Here is a 16,795-nt window from a genome sequence, read left to right on the forward strand (position 1 = left end):
CATTGACGGGGGAAGCTGATACGGGGTGTGCGGACCGGCGCGGCAAGGGCGCGCCGGCAGACCGCTGCGCTCCGCCGTGCCGAAACCTCTCCCTCTGCCGCCTCTTGGTGCCTTTGACCGGTGCCTGAGAAGGGATAGGAGGGGGAATGCCGACGAATGCCGCGGCCGCCAGGCCGACGTATCCGGGCGTCTACGTCGAAGAGCTTCCCAGCAGCACCCGCGCCATCTCCGCCGTGACCACTTCGGTGACCGCATTCGTGGGGCACACCCGGCGCGGCCCGCTGAACGAGCCGGTGCGCGTCACCGGATTCGCCGACTTCGAGCGGCGCTTCGGCGGGCTGAGCGCGCAGAGCCCGCTCGCCTACGCCGTCCACCAGTTCTTCGGCAACGGCGGCTCCGTCGCCGTGATCGTCCGGGTCACCAAGGCCGGCAGCGGCAAGGCCGCCTGCGTCGTCCTGGAATCCACCGAGGGCCGCAGCGAGAGCCGCGTCCTGGAGGTCCACGCCAAGGAACCCGGCGTATGGGGCAACGGCCTGCGCGTCGCCGTCGACTACGACACCCCGGACTGCGAGGCGACCTTCAATCTGCGGGTCTACGACGCCAGGGGCGACGCCCGCGAGAGCTTCACCGGCCTGTCCATGGACGCCGGCAGCGGAACCTACGCGCCCACCGTCGTCAACGCCGGGTCGCGGCTGATCCGCGTCGAGGCCGTCGGCGAGGGCCGCCCCGACCCGTCCGGCACCGTCTCCAAGCCGTTCGGCCACGAACTGCCCGACCTGGCCGTCGACCTGACGGTGAAGATCGGTGACGTGGAGCGCGAGTTCAAGCTCTACGACCCCGACCGCGACGGCGAAGCCCCGTCCACCGTGGCCGAGTTGGCGCTGCTCCTGGAGCGCAAGCTGCGGGCGCTGCCCGACGCGCCCGGAAAGCACGCCTTCGCGGGCGTCGAGGTCACCGCCTTCGGCCGCCGTGTCCAGGTGGTCGCCGGTTCCACCGACCCCGAGGACGTCGTCCGCTTCCTCGGCGAGTGCGCCAACGATTTGGGCCTGGAGGCCTCGGTCAACCCGCCGGTGTTCCCGCTGGAGGGCGGCGAGGACGGCGAGGCCCCCGGCCCGCGCGACCTCATCGGCTCCGAGGCCGACAAGACCGGCATCCAGGCGCTGCGCCAGGTGGCCGACGTCAACCTGCTCGCGCTGCCCGAACTGGCGTCGTACGAGAAGATCGACGACGCGCTCACCGTCGTATCCGCAGCTCAGCGGCTCGCCGAGGAGCGGCGGATCTTCCTGCTCGTCGACGCGCCCAGCGCCTGGGTGAGCGTGGACAGCGCCCGTGCCGGGCTGTCCGCCTTCGACCCGGTGCGCGGCAACCACGCCGGCCTGTACTTCCCGCACATCCAGCTCACCGACCCGCTCACCGGGCGGCTGCGCGCCTTCCCGCCGTCCGGCGCGGTCGCCGGCGTCATCGCGCGCACCGACTCCGAGCGCGGGGTCTGGAAGGCGCCCGCCGGTACGGAGGCACAGCTCGTCGGAGTGCACTCGCTGACCGTCGACCTGACGGACCGTGAGACCGGGCTGCTCAACCCGCTCGGCGTCAACTGCCTGCGCACCTTCCCGGTCACCGGCCCGCTGGTGTGGGGCGCGCGCACGCTGGAGGGCTCCGACGCCCTCGACAGCGCATGGAAGTACGTGCCCGTGCGACGCCTCGCGCTGCATGTGGAGGAGAGCCTCCAGCGCGGACTGCAGTGGGTCGTGTTCGAGCCCAACGACGAGAGCCTGTGGCAGCAGATCCGGCTGTCCGCCTCCTCGTATCTGCACACGCTCTTCCGCCAGGGCGCCTTCAAGGGCAGCACCCCGCGCGAGGCGTACTTCGTCAAGTGCGACAGCGAGACCACGACGGACGAGGACGTCGCGAACGGCGTCGTCAACGTGCTCGTCGGGATCGCGCCGGTGCGGCCGGCCGAGTTCGTGGTCGTCAGGATCCAGCAGACGTCCGGGCAGTTCGCTCTCTAGCGGCCCGTCAATCTCGGAGAGCTGAAGGAAATCGATGGCTGAGTTCACGGTCAACGCGCATCGCTTCGACCCCTACAAGAACTTCAAGTTCCTGGTCCTGTGGGACGGTCGGACGGTCGCCGGCATCAGCAAGATCAGTCCGCTGAAGCGGACCACCGAGGTCGTCAAGCACCGTCACGGCGGCGACCCCTCCTCCCCGCGCAAGTCGCCGGGCCGCTCCGAGTTCGAGGGCATCACCCTCGAGCGCGGGGTCACCCACGACCCCGAGTTCGACCGCTGGGCCAACAAGGTCTGGCAGGTCGGCGCGGGTCTCGGCTCGGAGGTGTCCCTCGCGGACTTCCGCAAGGACATCGTCATCCAGGTCCTCAACGAGGCCGGCCAGGTCGCCGTCTCGCACAAGCTCTACCGGACCTGGCCGAGCGAGTACCAGGTCCTCGGCGAGCTGGACGCCAACGCCAACGCGGTGGCCATCCAGTCGCTGAAGCTCGAGTGTGAGGGCTGGGAGCGGGACTACGAGGTGCCCGAGCCGGAGGAGCCGTCGTTCCTCAACCCGGCCTGACCCGGGGGCAGTTGAGCGACGACGGCGAAAACGGGGTGGGACATGGCGATCACCGGGGCGGCCGAACTGCTGGCCGCCTGGGAGGCCGGGCTCGGTCAGGCACCGGTCGGACGGGCCCTGCTGCTGCACCGCACGGCACGGCCCGACGTCGACACCGGGAGGCTGCCGCAGCTCCCGGTGGGCGAGCGCGAGGCGGACCTGTTCGCCCTGCGCCGGGCGCTGTTCGGCGAGCGGATGCAGGTGCGCCTCGACTGCGCAGCGTGCGGGGCGGACATGGAGTTCGACCTGGACGCGGGGGAGCTCGCGGGCTCACTGGGCTCCTCGGGGGACTCGGTCGTACGGGTCCGACAGGACGGCTGGGACGTGGAGTTCAGGCTCCCCGGGGTCGCCGATCTGCAGGCCGCCGCCCGTTCGGCGGACCCGCGGGCCGCGCTGCTCGCCCGGTGCCTGGTCTCGGCGACCCACGACGGGACGGCCGCGGCGGCGGGGGAGTTGCCCCTGCCGGTGCAGCGCCGGATCGCCGAGGCCGTCGAGGCCGCCGACCCGGGCGCCGACCTGGCCCTCGACGTCGCCTGCCCGGAGTGCGGGGAGGCCACCCGGGCCGAACTCGACATCGCCTCCTACCTGTGGACCGAACTGGACGCCTGGGCACGGGACGTGCTCCTCGACGTCCACCTCCTCGCCACCGCCTACGGCTGGAGCGAGCCGGAGATCCTGGCGCTCAGCCCGACGCGGCGCCGCTACTACCTGGAGCTGTGTGCCGATGTCTGACACCCGGGGTGCGCCGGACAGCCCCGACTTCTTTGATCGGCTGCTCGCACGGCACGCGTCCCCGCGACCGGCCGCGGTGCGGGTACGGCCGCGGCTGCCCGGCCCGTTCGAGCGGGTCGAGGCGGTACGGGCCGCCGCACCCGCACCGGACGAGGACACGCTGCTGTGGCCCGCCACCACGCCGGCCGCTGCCGTGCCGCCGGACGCACCGCGCCCGTCGGCGGTCCGGACACGCACGCACACGGAGCGGGAGCGGACCGTCGTACGCACCGAACGGGAGCCCGCCGCACCGGCCCCGCCGTCGTCGCCGGTCCGCGCCGAGGCACCCCTGCTGCGTCCCGTCGCGCCCGTCGCGCCGGGCCCGCGGCCGCTGCCCGAGGCCGGGCGGCGCGCGGCCGGGCGGGGGCGGGCGGAGCCAGGAGCGTCACAGACCGCGGTGTCCGCGCCCATCCCCCCGGGCACGGAGGCCGCCCCCCGAGTCGTGTCGGCGGCGCTGCGACCCAGCGCCGCCGACACGGCGGCGGCACGCGACGCCGTACGGCAGGCCGCGGCCCGCCGGCCGTCCAAGCCCACCGAGCAGGTGGTGCAGGTGCAGATCGGGCGGCTGGAGGTGACCGCCGCCACCGCCGCGGAAGGCGCCGGGCAGCGGCGGAAGGCGGCGGAGCGGCCCGGGACGGCCCTGAGCCTCGCGGACTACCTGGCCAGGGGGCGCGAGTGAGCCGCCACGCACACAGCAGCAGGACGAGAGGAACCGAGGAACTGACGTCATGAGCAACGCACTTGCCATCGCCCATGTCACCCAGGCTCTCGCCCTGCTGATCGAGAACAACGTGGGACCGGAGTTCGGCGAGGCGGTGAAGGTCGAGCCGCGCAAGCCGCCCGCCGACCCGCAGCTCGAACAGCCCACGATCTCGGTGTTCCTCTACCAGGTCACGCCCAACACCTCGCTGCGCAACAACGATCTGCCGACCCGCGCGGCCGACGGCACCCTGGTCAAGCGGCCCGCGGCGGCGCTCGACCTGCAGTACCTGATCAGCGCGTACGGCGACGAGCGGGAGCTCGTGGGCCAGCGGCTGATCGGCTCCGTGGTGCGCACCCTGCACGAGATCCCGGTCCTCCCGAAGGACGTCATCGAACAGGCCGGTGAGCGGCCGTACCTGGCGGGCAGTGATCTCGCCGAGGCGGCGCAGCGGGTGCGGTTCACGCCGACGGTGATGGACGTCGACGAGACGTCGAAGCTGTGGGGGATGCTCTACCAGACCCCGTACACGCTGTCGGTGGTCTACCAGGCGACCCTCGTCCTCATCGACGGGCGGCAGAGCCCGGTGCCTGGGAAGCCGGTGGAGCGGCCCGAGGTGAAGGTGCTGCCGTTCGGGGCACCCGGGGCGCCGGTCCCGCCGACGGCCGCGACCGACACCGATGCGCCCTCAAGTGCGCCCACTTCTACGGAAGTTGTGCACCAGAAAGCGGAGCAGTCCGCTCCCGTGCCCGCCAAGAGGCCGGCGAAGACCGTCGCGAAGACCACCGCCAAGGCGCCCGCGCGCCCCCGGAAGACCACCCCTGCCCGGCGCCGGGGCGACGACGGCACGGAGAAGTGAGACGACATGGCGACGGCGGGGGCAGGTGAGGGCATGGGAGCACATGAGCACGGCGCGCAGGCGGCGACCGCGACGACGCTGACCGCGGAGATCCGGCGTGTCCTGGCCCGCGTCGACGCGCATGCGGCGCGTGCCGCCGGGAAGGACCAGGGCCCCGGTGCCCAGCTGGTCCCCTTCGACGGCCCCGCCACCGCCCCCCTCGACGCCCTGGTCGCCTGCTTCAGCCTCACCTCCTTCGAGCGGGACCTCGTACTCCTCGCCGCCGCCCACGAGCTGGAGCCCACGGCCGCCGCCCGGTGCGCCGCGGCCTGCGGCGATCCGGAACGGGCGTACCCGACCTTCTCCCTCGCCCTCGCCGCCCTCGCGGAGCCGCACTGGAGCGCGCTCACGCCCGTAGCGCCGCTCAGGCGGTGGCGGATCGTCGAGCTGGAGGACGAGTCACGGCTGACGACCTCCCGGCTGCGGCTGGACGAGCGGATCCTGCACTTCCTGCTGGGCTCGCCCTATCTGGACGCCCGGCTGCACGGGCAGCTGCGCCGCACCCCCGTGCCGAAGGCGCTGACACCGTCCTACGACCTGGCGGCCACCCGTCTCGCCGAGGGCTGGACGAATGCGACCGAGGCACCGCTGGTCGAAGTCACCGGCGGCGATCTGCGCAGCAGGGCGGACATCTCGGCCGCCGCGGCCGCCCGCGCGGGCCTCGGCCTGTATTCCATGAGCGCCGAGGACATCCCCTCCGACCCGGCCCAACGCGACCGGCTGGCCCGGCTGTGGCAGCGCGAGGCGATCCTGCTGCCCGCCGCGCTGCTCGTCGAGGCGGGCGAACTCGACCGCGACCAGCGGGCGGCGACCGAGTCCTTCCTGGCCGGGGCGGCCGTACCGGTCGTGGTGTCGAGCGAGGACCCGCTGCGTTCGGAGCGCTCGTACGGGGCCCGGGTGGCCGTTCCGCGGCTGGACGACGAGGAGCAACTCGGCCTGTGGGCAGACGCCTTCGAGGAGATTGACCTGGGCGATGGGGAACTCCGCTCCCTTGTCGCCCAGTTCCAGCTGCCTCCGCATGTCGTGCGGTCCGCGGCCGCCGCCGTGCGCCGCCGCCTGCCGCACGAGGACGAGCTGGACGCCGGTGAGCTCGCCTGGCGGGCCGGGCTCGACGAGGCGCGGATCGGCATGGACGAGCTCGGGCGTCGTATCGCGCCGCAGGCCGGCTGGGACGACCTGGTGCTGCACGAGCGGCAGACCAGCGTGCTGCGGGAGATCGTCGCGCATGTCCGGCAGCGGGCAACCGTCCACCAGGAGTGGGGATTCGCCGCCACCCTGCGCCGCGGGCTCGGCGTCACCGCGATGTTCGCCGGCGGCTCCGGCACCGGCAAAACCCTTGCAGCCGAGGTCATGGCGAAGGAGCTCGGCCTCGACCTGTTCGTCATCGACCTCTCCCAGGTCGTCAGCAAGTACATCGGCGAGACCGAGAAGAACCTCCGCCGGGTCTTCGACGCCGCCGAACGCGGCGGCGCCCTGCTCCTTTTCGACGAGGCCGACGCCCTGTTCGGCAAGCGCAGCGAGGTCAAGGACAGCCACGACCGGTACGCCAACCTCGAGGTCAGCTATCTGCTGATGCGCATGGAGGCCTACCGGGGCCTGGCCATCCTCACCACCAACATGAAGAACGCCCTCGACACGGCGTTCCTGCGGCGCATCCGCTTCGTCGTCGACTTCCCCTTCCCCGCCGAGCACGAGCGCGCCGAGATCTGGCGGCGCGTCCTGCCCCCGCAGGCCCCGGTCAAGGACATCGACCCGACCCTCCTCGCCCAGCTCACCGTCGCCGGCGGCTCGATCCGCAACATCGCCCTGTCCGGGGCCTTCCTCGCCGCCGAGGAGGGCGACCGGCTGCAGATGCGGCACATGCTGGCCGCGGCCCGCACCGAGTACCTGAAGCTGGAGCGCTCGCTGACGCCTACGGAGGTCCGCGGATGGGTGTGAGACCGGGTCCGGAACGGGAGCCCTCGGCGATCCGCATCGAGGTCGGCGAGCTGGTGCTCGACGGCTTCCGGGCCGACCCCGAGCGCGTGTCGGTGGCCTTCGAGAGCGAGTTGACCCGGCTTGTACGGCAGCACGGCGTCCCGCTGGCGGCCGACGGTCCCCTCGCCGTCGATGCCCTGTCCGGACTGCCGCCGCTGCCGGCCGGGCTCTCGGCGCGCCGCCTCGGGCAGGAGCTGGCCCGAGCCGTGCACGAGGGACTCAGCGGGCACGGGGAGGTGAGCCGGTGAGCTCCCAGACACAGGACGCCCAGGCGGAGCAGGCCGCCGAACAGCGGCGTCGCAAGCGCAAGGAGAAGGCCGCCAAGTCCCGGGCGCCCGAGCCGAAGAACATCGTCAGCGGCGCCGGACAGCCCCTCGACCCCGGTCTGCGACGGGAGCTGGAGGAACAGCTCGGCCACGACCTGAGCCGGGTACGGCTGCACACCGGCCGGGACGCCGGGCAGCTGACCGAGCTGCTCGGCGCGGACGCGGTCGCCGTCGGCCAGGACATCCTCTTCCGCGAGGGCGCCTTCCGGCCCGGCACCGACGAGGGCCGCCGGCTGCTCGCCCACGAACTCCAGCACACGGTGCAGAACCCGCACGGCCTCGGCGCCCTGCGGGCCGGCCGCGAGCTGGGCGCCGTGAGCCTGCCGCAGCAGGCGATCGAGCGGGAGGCGGAGACAGCGGCGCAGGCGACCGTCCGGGAGGAGGCCGCCCCACAGGTCCAGGAGGGCCAGGCCACCCCCGGCTGGCTGCGGTACGCGACGGTGGACGCCGACCGGCAGCGCGCCGAGGCGATCGACCCGGCGACGCTCGTCGACCGGCTCGCCAACTCCCTCGTGCGCTCGCTGCGCGGCGACCCGGAGGACCTCTCCCAGCGCACCCGCCGCCAACTGGCGGGTCTGCCCGCCGAGTTGCTCGACAGCGTCCTCGACCGGCTCGAGGGCCGACTGCTCGGCCCGGAACACGACCGGGTGCTCGACCTCGTCGACGACATCGAGGCATACGACGACTTCGCCGACGACCGCGTGGAACGCGATGCGCACGACGCTCCCGAGGCCGAGCCCGACACGGCCGAGGACCTGCGCGCCGAGCGGGAGAGCGCCGCGCGCCGGGCCCAGGAGGACCGGGCCGACCAGGGCCGCCCGGCCGGTGCGACCGGTCCGGAGAAGGAGCGGGCCGAGCGCGAGGGCGCACCCGGAAGCACCCCGCTGAACGGCGGCACCAGGGAGCAGCAACAGGCCGAGTCGCAGGACCGGACCCGGCGTGAGCGGGCCGAGTCCGACGCCCGGGACCGGCGGCGGCAGTCGGGGACCGAAGCGCGCGGGGGCGGGGCTCCGGCGGCCGGGGTGCGGGACGAGACGCAGGCGCGGGGCACGTCGGTCACCGCCGGGCAGCAGACGCAGGACACCTCGGCCGCCGCGCCGGAGGAGACGTCCCAGGACGCGGAGGGCGGTGGGCAGCAGGAGACCTCCCAGAACGCCGAGGACGGCGGGCAGGCACAGGAAGCCGACCAGGGCGGACAGGACCAACAGCAGCAGGGCGCCGCAGGTGAGCAGGGCGTCCCCGTCGCCGGCGCGGAGGAGTCCGCCGCGCGGAACCGGCCCGGTGCCGCCGACCAGTTCGCCGCCGGCCGGCAGATCCCCCAGACGGACAAGCGGAGCTCCGACCAGCCGACGGGTTCGCCCGCGCCCGGCACGGACATCCCGCTGCCCACGCCGTCCAGCAGCCTGGACGGCGTACGCAACCAGGACCTCGACGGACCACAGGAGACCGCCGGCGACGAAGGCGCGCTCTCCGACAGCACCTCGGAGGTGGAGGTCGGTGGCGCCGAGCCGAGCGCCTGGGACATCGAGCTCCAGCCGGAGGACTTCCTGCCGACGCAGGATCCCGATGTGTCCGGGGTGCCGACGCCAGATCAGTCGGACGCAGCCGGCGCGTCCCTGCCCGACTTCCCGGCGCCGCCGCCGACCAAGGCCGACCAGGTACAGGCGGAGCGCGACGCCGAGGACGCCGAGGACTCGGCGGCTCAGGCGGACATCGAGGACAACACCGCCGAGGCACCGGCCACCGAGCCTGCGCCCTCGGCCTCGCCCGAGTCCGTGGGCGGGCCGGGTGACACCCTGCTCTCCGGCATGGAACCGCAGGAGAAGGCCACCGGGCTGCCGGACGTCGGTGCCGTCTCGAAGGACCCGAAGAGCGGCGACGATCCGAAGGCCGGTCCCGTCACCGCGCAGGCCACGGTGCAGCAGGCTCCCGGTGCCCGGCAGACGGGCGGATCGGACGGCGGCGGAGCCGTGCAGGAGGGCGCGGCCAAGCAGGAGAAAGGCACCCCGGCCGCGGGTGAGCAGGCCACCACCGCTCAGGAGAAGGGCTCGCAGCAGGCGGCGGGTGGTACGGCCGCGGCGCCGCAGAGCGCCTCCGCGTCCTCCGCTTCCGTATCGGGTGGTACGGCCGAGCGCACGCAAGCCGTTGCCGAGGCACCGGCCGCGCGTGACTCGCAGGTCACCGGCGGCTCCAACGCGGACCGGCCCGGCAGCGCCACCAGCGGCGCGCAGAACGCGGCCTCGCCCAGGGCCGGCGGCTCGACGTCCGGCACTCCGGCCGCAAGCACGGCCCCGCGGCCTGCCGCCGCACAGCCGGCGGGCCAGGCGGCCCTTCCCGCGTCCACACCGGCGAAGGCCGCCGACTCCACGGCCACGGCACAGGCGGCCGACGACGCGATCGGTGCCGCGCCGCAGCCGGACCAGGCGCCGGGCAGCGCCCCGGCGGCTTCCGCCCCGAGTGCGCCACGGGCCGGCGGCGTCGCCAGCAAGGCCGTCGGCAAGGGGCAGGGGAAGAAGGACTCGGCGCCCGCCCCGAACCTCTCCCAGGTCTCGCCCGAGGCGGGCTTGAGCACGGCCGCCACGCTGAAGCCGTATCAGGCCTACCAGGCCATGGGCGGAGTGAACGGCGCGGTGGACCGCAGCGTGGGCGACGAGCACAAACAGCTCGCCGCCGCACCGCCCTCCATGCAGCGTCCGGCGGGCGCGCCGCAGACCCTGGAGGGGAAGCCGAAGACCGACGCGCCCGCCCAGTACTCGCAGGACCCGGCCCAGAAGTCGCAGGCTCCCCAGCAGGAGAACGCACAGGTCACGGGCGCGAAGGAGCCCGAGGGGCAGATCGAGGCGGAGAAGGCCGAGCCGCCGGACGGCTGGCAGACCTTCAAGATGGCGCTGGGCTTCGGCATCGGCTGGCTCGCCTCGAAGCTCGGCTTCCACGTCGACAAGCAGGAACTGGCCGCCAAGTTCGCCGGGCTGCCCACCAAGGACGAGGCCCTAAAGCAGGCCCAGGCGGGCAACGCCCCCGGCGTGCAGATGCAGGGCGCGGCCCAGCAGACGTCCGACGAGCAGGGCGGCGCCGTCGACGCGAAGGGCCAGGAGACGCTCGACACGGCACGTGACGACGCGGGCCGTTCGATGGGCGAGGACCAGGTCTACCCCGATGCCCCGCAGGAGGAGCTGAAGGGGAACGTCCCCGGCGCGGCCTCCGCGCCGGGCGCGATGCCGGAGGGGGCGCCCACGGGTGCCGTACCCGCGAACGCGGCCTCCGCCGTGGCCGAGCACGACAAGGGGCCCGAGTTCCAGGCCGCGTTCAGCCGGGGCCAGAAGGGCATGTCCGACAGCCGCCAGACCAAGGACAAGGGCTTCCGCGACTCACAGCAGAAGCACCAACAGCAGGTCGGCAGCGAGATCGACAAGAACACCCGGGACCAGGCGGGCCAGCGGTCGAAGGCCCTCGACGAGGTCACGGCACAGCGAGAGGGCTGGCGCCAGGACCAGGACCAGGCCCTCAAGACACTGGGCGACAAGAAGAACGACCGTACGGACAAGGTCCGCAAGGACGTCCAGGACCGCGAGAAGAAGACCGACGACGACGTCACGCAGCAGAAGACCGACAGCGACAAGCAGATCAAGGACAAGGGCGACCAGGCCGAGTCGGACGCCAAGAGCAAGGCGGACAACGCGGCCCAGGACTCGGGCAACTGGCTCACCAAGGCCTTCGACTGGATCAAGCAGAAGGTCATCGAGATCAAGAACGCGATCGTCCAGATCATCCGGGACGCTCGTGACGCGGTCGTCAACTTCATCAAGAACTTCAAGGACACCGTCGAGCGCTGGATCAACGAGGCCCGGTCGTTCATCGTCGACACGATCAAGAGTCTGATCGACGAACTGATCCAGTTCGCCGTGGAGATGGTCAAAGCGATCATCGAACTGGCGCAGCGCATACGGAAGTTCGTCACCGACTTGATCGCGTCGGCGATCGCCCTCGTCACCCGGCTCGCGGCAGAGCTCAAGCAGATTGTCACCGACCTGCTCAACCAGCTCGCCAAGTTGCTCAGCGACATCCTGAACATCCTGAAGAAGATGCTCATGGACGTCATCAAGTCGGTCATCGACGCGGTCAAGACGATCCTGCAGTACGCCTCCCAACTCCTGGGCGCGCTCGGCGAGTTCATGATGATCGCGATCGACTTCCTGGACGACCCCGGCGGCTGGCTGAGCGGCGCGAAGAACTCGGCGGTCGACGGCGCGGAGCACTACATGTTCCGCGAGGTCCAGACGGCGGTCAAACAGTGGTTCCAGGAGAAGATCCAGCAGATCCTCGGCATCCCGCAGATGATCATCGACAAGCTGATCAAGGGTGGCTTCTCCCTCGAGCGGATCGTGAAGGAGACCTGGGACGCGGTCGTGCCCCAACTCCCCTTCATCATCGGCGAGATCATCATCACGAAGGTCATCGCGAAGCTGATCCCCGGCGCGGGCTGGGTGATGGCGGTCATCGACGCGATTCGCACGGCGATCGGCGCCCTCGGGCAGATCCTGACCGCGATGGGCGCGGTCCTGTCCTGGCTGCGCGCGGTCCGCCAGGGCGGCGCGGGCCTCCTGTTCGCCAAGGCGGTCGCGGCCGGCATCGTCGCCCTGCTCGAACTCGCCTACCAGTATCTGCTCAACGCGATCGGCAAGTACGTCGCCAAGGTGGGCCGCCGCCTGAAGGGCATCGCGGGCAAGCTGTTCCGTGGGGGCCGGGAGGGCGAGGGTCCGGGCAGGCGGCCCTCTGCCGGAGCGGGGGACGAGGGCGCACCGCGCGGCGACCGGCCGACGGAGAAGACCCCGACGACGACGCGTCCCAACGACGCCGAGGCGCCCACCCGAAAGCCCGCCACCGAAGATTCGGGCACCCCGACCCGCCCGAAGCCGGCGGAACCGACGGGCGCCACCCGCCCGAAGGACCGCCCCGCCGACAAGTCCTCCGGCGAGACGGACACCCGCCCCACGCCGGCGGCAAAGCCCAAGCCGAAGCCGGAGCCCCGCCCGAAACCGAAGCCCGAACCGGAGACGAAGCCGAAGACCCCCGAGAAGCGGAAGGACTCCACCCCCGACAGGCCGAAGGACGAGGTTCCCCAGCGCCCGAAGGACACGGGGGAGACACCGGGCACGAACAGGCCGAAGGACGGTGAACCCGGCAGGTCCAAGGAAGGGGAGCCGGGCAAGCCCAAACCGCCCAAGGACACTGAGGATCCGAAAAGGCCGACGACCGGCAAGGACGAGGATCCGAAGAAGCCGAGGACCGCCAAGGACGAGGATCCGAAGAAGCCGAGGACCGGCAAGGACGACGACCCCAGGAAGCCCAAGCACGGCGAGGACGACCCGAAGAAGCCGAAGCGGAAGCCGGAGGAGGACGGCCCGGGCCGCCGCAGGCCCAAGCACGAGAAGGACGGCCCGGGACGGCCCAAGTCCGGGCGCAGCAAGAGGAAGCGGAAGCAGGACGAGGACCAGAACGGACCTAAGCAGAAGCGCCTCAACAACGCCGTGGACCGCATCAGGAAAATCCTCACCGTGCTGCTCAAACCCGGGCTGCCGCGCCCTGCGCACCTTGCCGTCCTAGCCGGTCTGCGGCGGTGGTACCGCCTCACGTCGCTGGAGCGGCGGCAGACGAAACGGGACGCGTTCGAAGTGTGGGCGAAGGTCAACCCCGAGGACAGGGTGATCGACGGTTTCCCGGACACGCTCAACGACTACCTGAACAAATGGGACCTGCCCCGCCCTGAGATCACTCCGACCCCGCAGAACGGGGTGGCACCCGGACCGGATACCAACGCGCGCTACATCAACCCGGAGTACGCGAGGGCATTCGGCAGGCCGCCGAGCGGGCAGTTCACCTACGGGTTCCCCTACCTCGAGAACCTGTACAAGCACACCAGCAACCCGCCGCAGTGGGATCGGATGCACCTCATTCCCCGGGAGGTCGGCGGGCCGGCGAAGACATCGAACTTCGTTCCCGCCAGGAACGATGACAACGCCGCGTTCTACCGCACGATCGAGAGGTACGCGGCACAAGCATTCGGTGAGAAGAACACCGAAGAGCCCCCGATTCCTGGGTGGTACAGAATCCAGTTGGCGCGCTACTCCGGACCCAGTCCCGCGAGCCTTCCATACCCCTACGGGCAGTATCCGAGAGGATTCCCCGAGACGGTTGAGGCCGAGTGGGGTCTGTATCGCAAGCGTGGGGACGGATCTGGCCGGGAAAGGTCGGACTGGATGAAGCTTCCGGCCGAGCAGCGGGCCACGAAACACTTTAATCCGCCGCCCCCGACCGCAGCCAAGGATCTTAACCCGGTCAACGTCAATAGGGATTCTGAGGCGGATGTGAAACGCGCCTTCGGCAGGGTGACAAAGCTGTTCATGGAAGCGTTCATGAACGTACGGGGACAGGCTCCTCCCGGCACCGATGCGTTCAGTGACGTCGACGACATACGCAGGAAGCTGTCGAAGTTCAAGTCGCAGAACGGGAAGAGCCTCTACTCGCTGGAAAGGACGATGTTCGACATAGAGGAGCGCTTCAAGCAGGGGTTCTTCACCTTCCAGTAGCCCGTACCATCCACGAAAGGCCCGCGAGTATGACCGACCTCACCGACAACGAGCGGCGGCACGCAGCAGCGCTGGCAGCCATCCGGGAGAGTCCGTATCTGAACGCCCGATGCGGAAGCATGGTGGAACTGGCCGAGCCCCTCGAGGATCTGCTGCCTCTCTACGAACACAATGAGGACTGGGACGACGTCCAATTGGACGAGGGCATGCTGCGCTGCGCCCTCCGCTTCACCGACCTCGGCGCACAGTGGGTGACCACCGGTGGCCTGCCCGAGCTGTACGGGGAATACCGGATCCTGCACTTCTACGATGTATTCGAGCAGGACGGTGGGCCCGCGCCCATGCCCGACGCGACGGATTTCCAGCGGCAGTTCCTCTCGGAACTACGTAGCTTCGATACCACGCCGCGTTCCGGGGCCGGAATGATGTCCTTCATTCGGATGCAGTCGAACGCCAGCCCGCTGGAGATCTGGTATCAGGACATCGCGGACATCGGTGGGGACCCTTATCCATCGGGCTTCTTGAAAATGGACATCACATATTGCCAGTATCTCGATGCCCTGCTGCTGACCAAGGGAACCTACGGTTGGCAGTACCTCTACACGGACATGCCGCTGGGCGGCAGAGGTCATCAGGGCACGGTCGGTCACCTTCAGCGCATGTTGCAGGTCTTCCCGGAAATCTTCCCGCAGCACGACTACCGCGAACTGCGTGAGCGCCTGGAGGCCCGCCTGTGACCCGCTACGCCGACATCCCCAAACCCATCCGCTCCGGAATAGTCGTCGTCGCCCCCGACACCGGCATCCCCCAGCGGATTATCGTGCTGCAGTTCAACCCCGACACCCTGGAGCGCAGCATCGCCCCCCAGTCCGCCGGGGACAGCGGTGACACGGGCAGTGGCGGCACCGGCAGTGGGGACCGGAACGAGGCGCTTCGGCTCAAGGGCCCCGCGCAGGAGACCTGGAAGTTCACCGCCGAGATCGACGCCACCGATCAGCTGGAGATCGCGGCACCCGACGGGATCCACCCCCAACTGGCCGCGCTCGAAATGCTTGTGCAGCCCACCACCGCCCAGCTCCGCGCCGCCAGTCGGCTTGCGCAGAACGGGACCATCGAGATCAGTCCGATCGAGATGCCGTTGACGCTGTTCACGTGGGGGAGCAAGCGGGTCATGCCCGTGCGGCTCACCGAGCTCTCCGTCAACGAGTCCGCCTTCGACGTGAATCTCAATCCGATTCGGGCCTCGCTGAGCATCGGCATGAAGATCCTCACCGTCAGCGATCTGCCGGCGGGGCATCGCGGTGCCGACCTCTACATGGCCCATCTCGCGCAGAAGGAGCGGCTCGCTGCGGGCCGCGGCGGGAGTCTCGGGGCGCTCGGGCTGCCGGGTGTCGACGTACTGAGTGGAAGGGGCTGAGCCCAACCTCATGGCTGACATCGAGTCCTACGAGAGTGCCCTGAGCGCGATACCGGGCGCCCACCCGTACCCGCGCACCAGCCGCTACCACGACGCCGAGATCGGCATCCATGTCCAGCAGGACGGCACCGAAGTCCGTTACGCCAAGCGCCGGTTGCTGCCCCCGCTCGACGCCCAGGAGACACGGGAACACGTCGTCGGCGCCGGTGAGCGGCCCGATCTGCTCGCCCAGCGCTACTTCGGCGACCCCGGCCAGTGGTGGCGCATCGCCGACGCCAACCCCGTACTCGATCCAAGGGAGTTGACCGACGAGGCCGGGCGGGTCGTCGACATTCCCGAGCCCGGAGGACATCGGCGTGTCTGAGCAGCCCGTGTTGCAGGGCCCCGTCCACATCACGCTCCTCATGGGGCCGAAGCTCGTGAAGCCCGTGCCGGCCGAGGTGACCGAGGCGCTGCTGTCCGCGCAGATCACCGCCACCGCGGGGGAGCGGAGCGGGTTCCAGCTCGCCTTCGACCTCACCAAGACCGGGATCATCAACCAGCGGCTGCTGCCCGAGGGGTTCTTCGACCCGAAGACGCGCCTCGTCATCACCGTCAGCGTCCGGGGAACGCAGGACGTCCTCTTCGACGGGCTCGTCGTGCGCCAGGAGGTCGGGACGAGCAACCAGCCCGGCCACTCCACCCTCACCGTCACCGGCGAGGACCTCACCCTGCTGATGGACCTGGAGGAACGCACCGCCCGCTACCCCAACCTGCCACCCTCGCAGCGAGTGCTCGCGATCCTGCAGCGCTACTCCGACTACGGCATCCGGCCCGACGTCTACGCCGAGAAGATCGCCCAGCCCCCGCATCAGGACCTGCGGGTGCACTACCAGACCGGTACGGACCTTCAGTACGTCACCGATCTCGCCCGCGCCAACGGCTACACCTTCTATCTCGAGCCCGGGCCCAACCCGGGCCAGTCCTCCGCCCGTTGGGGCCCCGAGGTCCGTCTCGGCATCCGTCAGCACGCCCTCAACGTCAACATGGACGCCAATACGACCGTCGATCAGCTGACCTTCGCGTACGACGGGACCGCGCGAGAAGAGCCGCAGGCCCGCTGGCAGGATCCGGGGACCCGCGTGTCCACCCTCCTTCCCCAGCCGCCGATCAGTCCGCTGCGTCCGCCCCTCGGGCGCCGGCCGACCCCGGCCCTCAAGCGCAAGACCCTCTCCGGCACCGCCAAGCAGCAGCGCGAACAGGCCGAGGCCGAACTCCTCGCCCGGGCCGCCGTGTCGGCGGACGTCGTCTCCGGGTCGGGGTCGCTCGACGTCAACCGGCACGGATACATCCTGCAGCCGCGCCAGTTGGTCGGCGTGCGCGGCTCGGGACGGGCGTACGACGGCGACTACTACGTCAAGTCCGTCACGCACAACCTGCGGCCGGGGTCCTTCCAGCAGAACTTCACCCTCTCCAGGGAGGGCCTGGAAGCCCGCGACGACCGCGTCCGGCCGTAACACCTCATCAGTCAGG

At 70.9% G+C, this 16,795-nt stretch carries 12 protein-coding genes; all 12 read left to right on the forward strand.

The genetic code is table 11. From position 1 onward, the window contains the following. Nucleotides 1–146: 146 nt before the first annotated feature. Genes ACFY1U_RS25925 through ACFY1U_RS25980 form a run of 12 tightly spaced genes read left to right on the forward strand, consistent with a single transcriptional unit; the run spans nt 147 to nt 16,779 of the window. Nucleotides 147–2,009, forward strand: coding sequence for a phage tail sheath family protein (locus tag ACFY1U_RS25925; RefSeq protein WP_390696529.1), 1,863 nt, complete (start codon nt 147–149; stop codon nt 2,007–2,009). A 34-nt stretch (nt 2,010–2,043) separates the two neighbouring features. Continuing rightward, a complete protein-coding gene (locus tag ACFY1U_RS25930; protein ID WP_004003113.1) occupies nt 2,044–2,568 on the forward strand; it encodes a phage tail protein in 525 nt (174 codons plus the stop codon). A 42-nt stretch (nt 2,569–2,610) separates the two neighbouring features. Then, the gene (locus ACFY1U_RS25935; protein WP_390696530.1) at nt 2,611–3,339 is read left to right on the forward strand and encodes a hypothetical protein; all 729 of its coding nucleotides are present in this window, start codon (nt 2,611–2,613) and stop codon (nt 3,337–3,339) included. After that, entirely contained in the window at nt 3,332–4,057 is a 726-nt protein-coding gene (locus ACFY1U_RS25940) for a hypothetical protein (RefSeq protein WP_390696531.1), read from the forward strand. Before ACFY1U_RS25935 ends, ACFY1U_RS25940 begins: the two co-directional genes overlap by 8 nt. 49 nt (nt 4,058–4,106) lie before the next feature. After that, entirely contained in the window at nt 4,107–4,937 is an 831-nt protein-coding gene (locus ACFY1U_RS25945) for a Pvc16 family protein (RefSeq protein WP_390696532.1), read from the forward strand. 33 nt (nt 4,938–4,970) lie between these two features. Beyond that, nucleotides 4,971–6,914 (forward strand): ATP-binding protein, encoded by a 1,944-nt coding sequence (locus ACFY1U_RS25950; RefSeq protein ID WP_390696533.1) that lies wholly within the window; start codon nt 4,971–4,973, stop codon nt 6,912–6,914. After that, the gene (locus tag ACFY1U_RS25955; RefSeq protein WP_390696534.1) at nt 6,905–7,201 is read left to right on the forward strand and encodes a hypothetical protein; all 297 of its coding nucleotides are present in this window, start codon (nt 6,905–6,907) and stop codon (nt 7,199–7,201) included. Before ACFY1U_RS25950 ends, ACFY1U_RS25955 begins: the two co-directional genes overlap by 10 nt. Further along, nucleotides 7,198–13,866, forward strand: a complete 6,669-nt coding sequence (locus ACFY1U_RS25960; protein ID WP_390696535.1) for a DUF4157 domain-containing protein — start codon at nt 7,198–7,200, stop codon at nt 13,864–13,866. The genes ACFY1U_RS25955 and ACFY1U_RS25960 overlap by 4 nt, the downstream gene beginning before the upstream one ends. 29 nt (nt 13,867–13,895) lie before the next feature. After that, the gene (locus tag ACFY1U_RS25965; RefSeq protein ID WP_390696536.1) at nt 13,896–14,603 is read left to right on the forward strand and encodes a hypothetical protein; all 708 of its coding nucleotides are present in this window, start codon (nt 13,896–13,898) and stop codon (nt 14,601–14,603) included. Then, the gene (locus tag ACFY1U_RS25970) at nt 14,600–15,283 is read left to right on the forward strand and encodes a hypothetical protein (protein ID WP_390696537.1); all 684 of its coding nucleotides are present in this window, start codon (nt 14,600–14,602) and stop codon (nt 15,281–15,283) included. The genes ACFY1U_RS25965 and ACFY1U_RS25970 overlap by 4 nt, the downstream gene beginning before the upstream one ends. A gap of 10 nt (nt 15,284–15,293) precedes the next feature. Further along, nucleotides 15,294–15,647 (forward strand): hypothetical protein, encoded by a 354-nt coding sequence (locus tag ACFY1U_RS25975; protein ID WP_390696538.1) that lies wholly within the window; start codon nt 15,294–15,296, stop codon nt 15,645–15,647. After that, on the forward strand, nt 15,640–16,779 hold the full coding sequence (locus ACFY1U_RS25980; RefSeq protein ID WP_390696539.1) for a hypothetical protein: 1,140 nt from the start codon (nt 15,640–15,642) through the stop codon (nt 16,777–16,779). The genes ACFY1U_RS25975 and ACFY1U_RS25980 overlap by 8 nt, the downstream gene beginning before the upstream one ends. Nucleotides 16,780–16,795 lie beyond the last annotated feature (16 nt).

Source organism: Streptomyces sp. NPDC001351, from assembly GCF_042896045.1.
GTDB lineage: Bacteria > Actinomycetota > Actinomycetes > Streptomycetales > Streptomycetaceae > Streptomyces.

Coding starts and splice junctions, on each gene's coding strand:
- ACFY1U_RS25925 (WP_390696529.1), top strand. CDS start 147: ATGCCGACGAATGCCGCGGCCGCCAGGCCGACGTATCCGGGCGTCTAC.
- ACFY1U_RS25930 (WP_004003113.1), top strand. CDS start 2,044: ATGGCTGAGTTCACGGTCAACGCGCATCGCTTCGACCCCTACAAGAAC.
- ACFY1U_RS25935 (WP_390696530.1), top strand. CDS start 2,611: ATGGCGATCACCGGGGCGGCCGAACTGCTGGCCGCCTGGGAGGCCGGG.
- ACFY1U_RS25940 (WP_390696531.1), top strand. CDS start 3,332: ATGTCTGACACCCGGGGTGCGCCGGACAGCCCCGACTTCTTTGATCGG.
- ACFY1U_RS25945 (WP_390696532.1), top strand. CDS start 4,107: ATGAGCAACGCACTTGCCATCGCCCATGTCACCCAGGCTCTCGCCCTG.
- ACFY1U_RS25950 (WP_390696533.1), top strand. CDS start 4,971: ATGGGAGCACATGAGCACGGCGCGCAGGCGGCGACCGCGACGACGCTG.
- ACFY1U_RS25955 (WP_390696534.1), top strand. CDS start 6,905: ATGGGTGTGAGACCGGGTCCGGAACGGGAGCCCTCGGCGATCCGCATC.
- ACFY1U_RS25965 (WP_390696536.1), top strand. CDS start 13,896: ATGACCGACCTCACCGACAACGAGCGGCGGCACGCAGCAGCGCTGGCA.
- ACFY1U_RS25975 (WP_390696538.1), top strand. CDS start 15,294: ATGGCTGACATCGAGTCCTACGAGAGTGCCCTGAGCGCGATACCGGGC.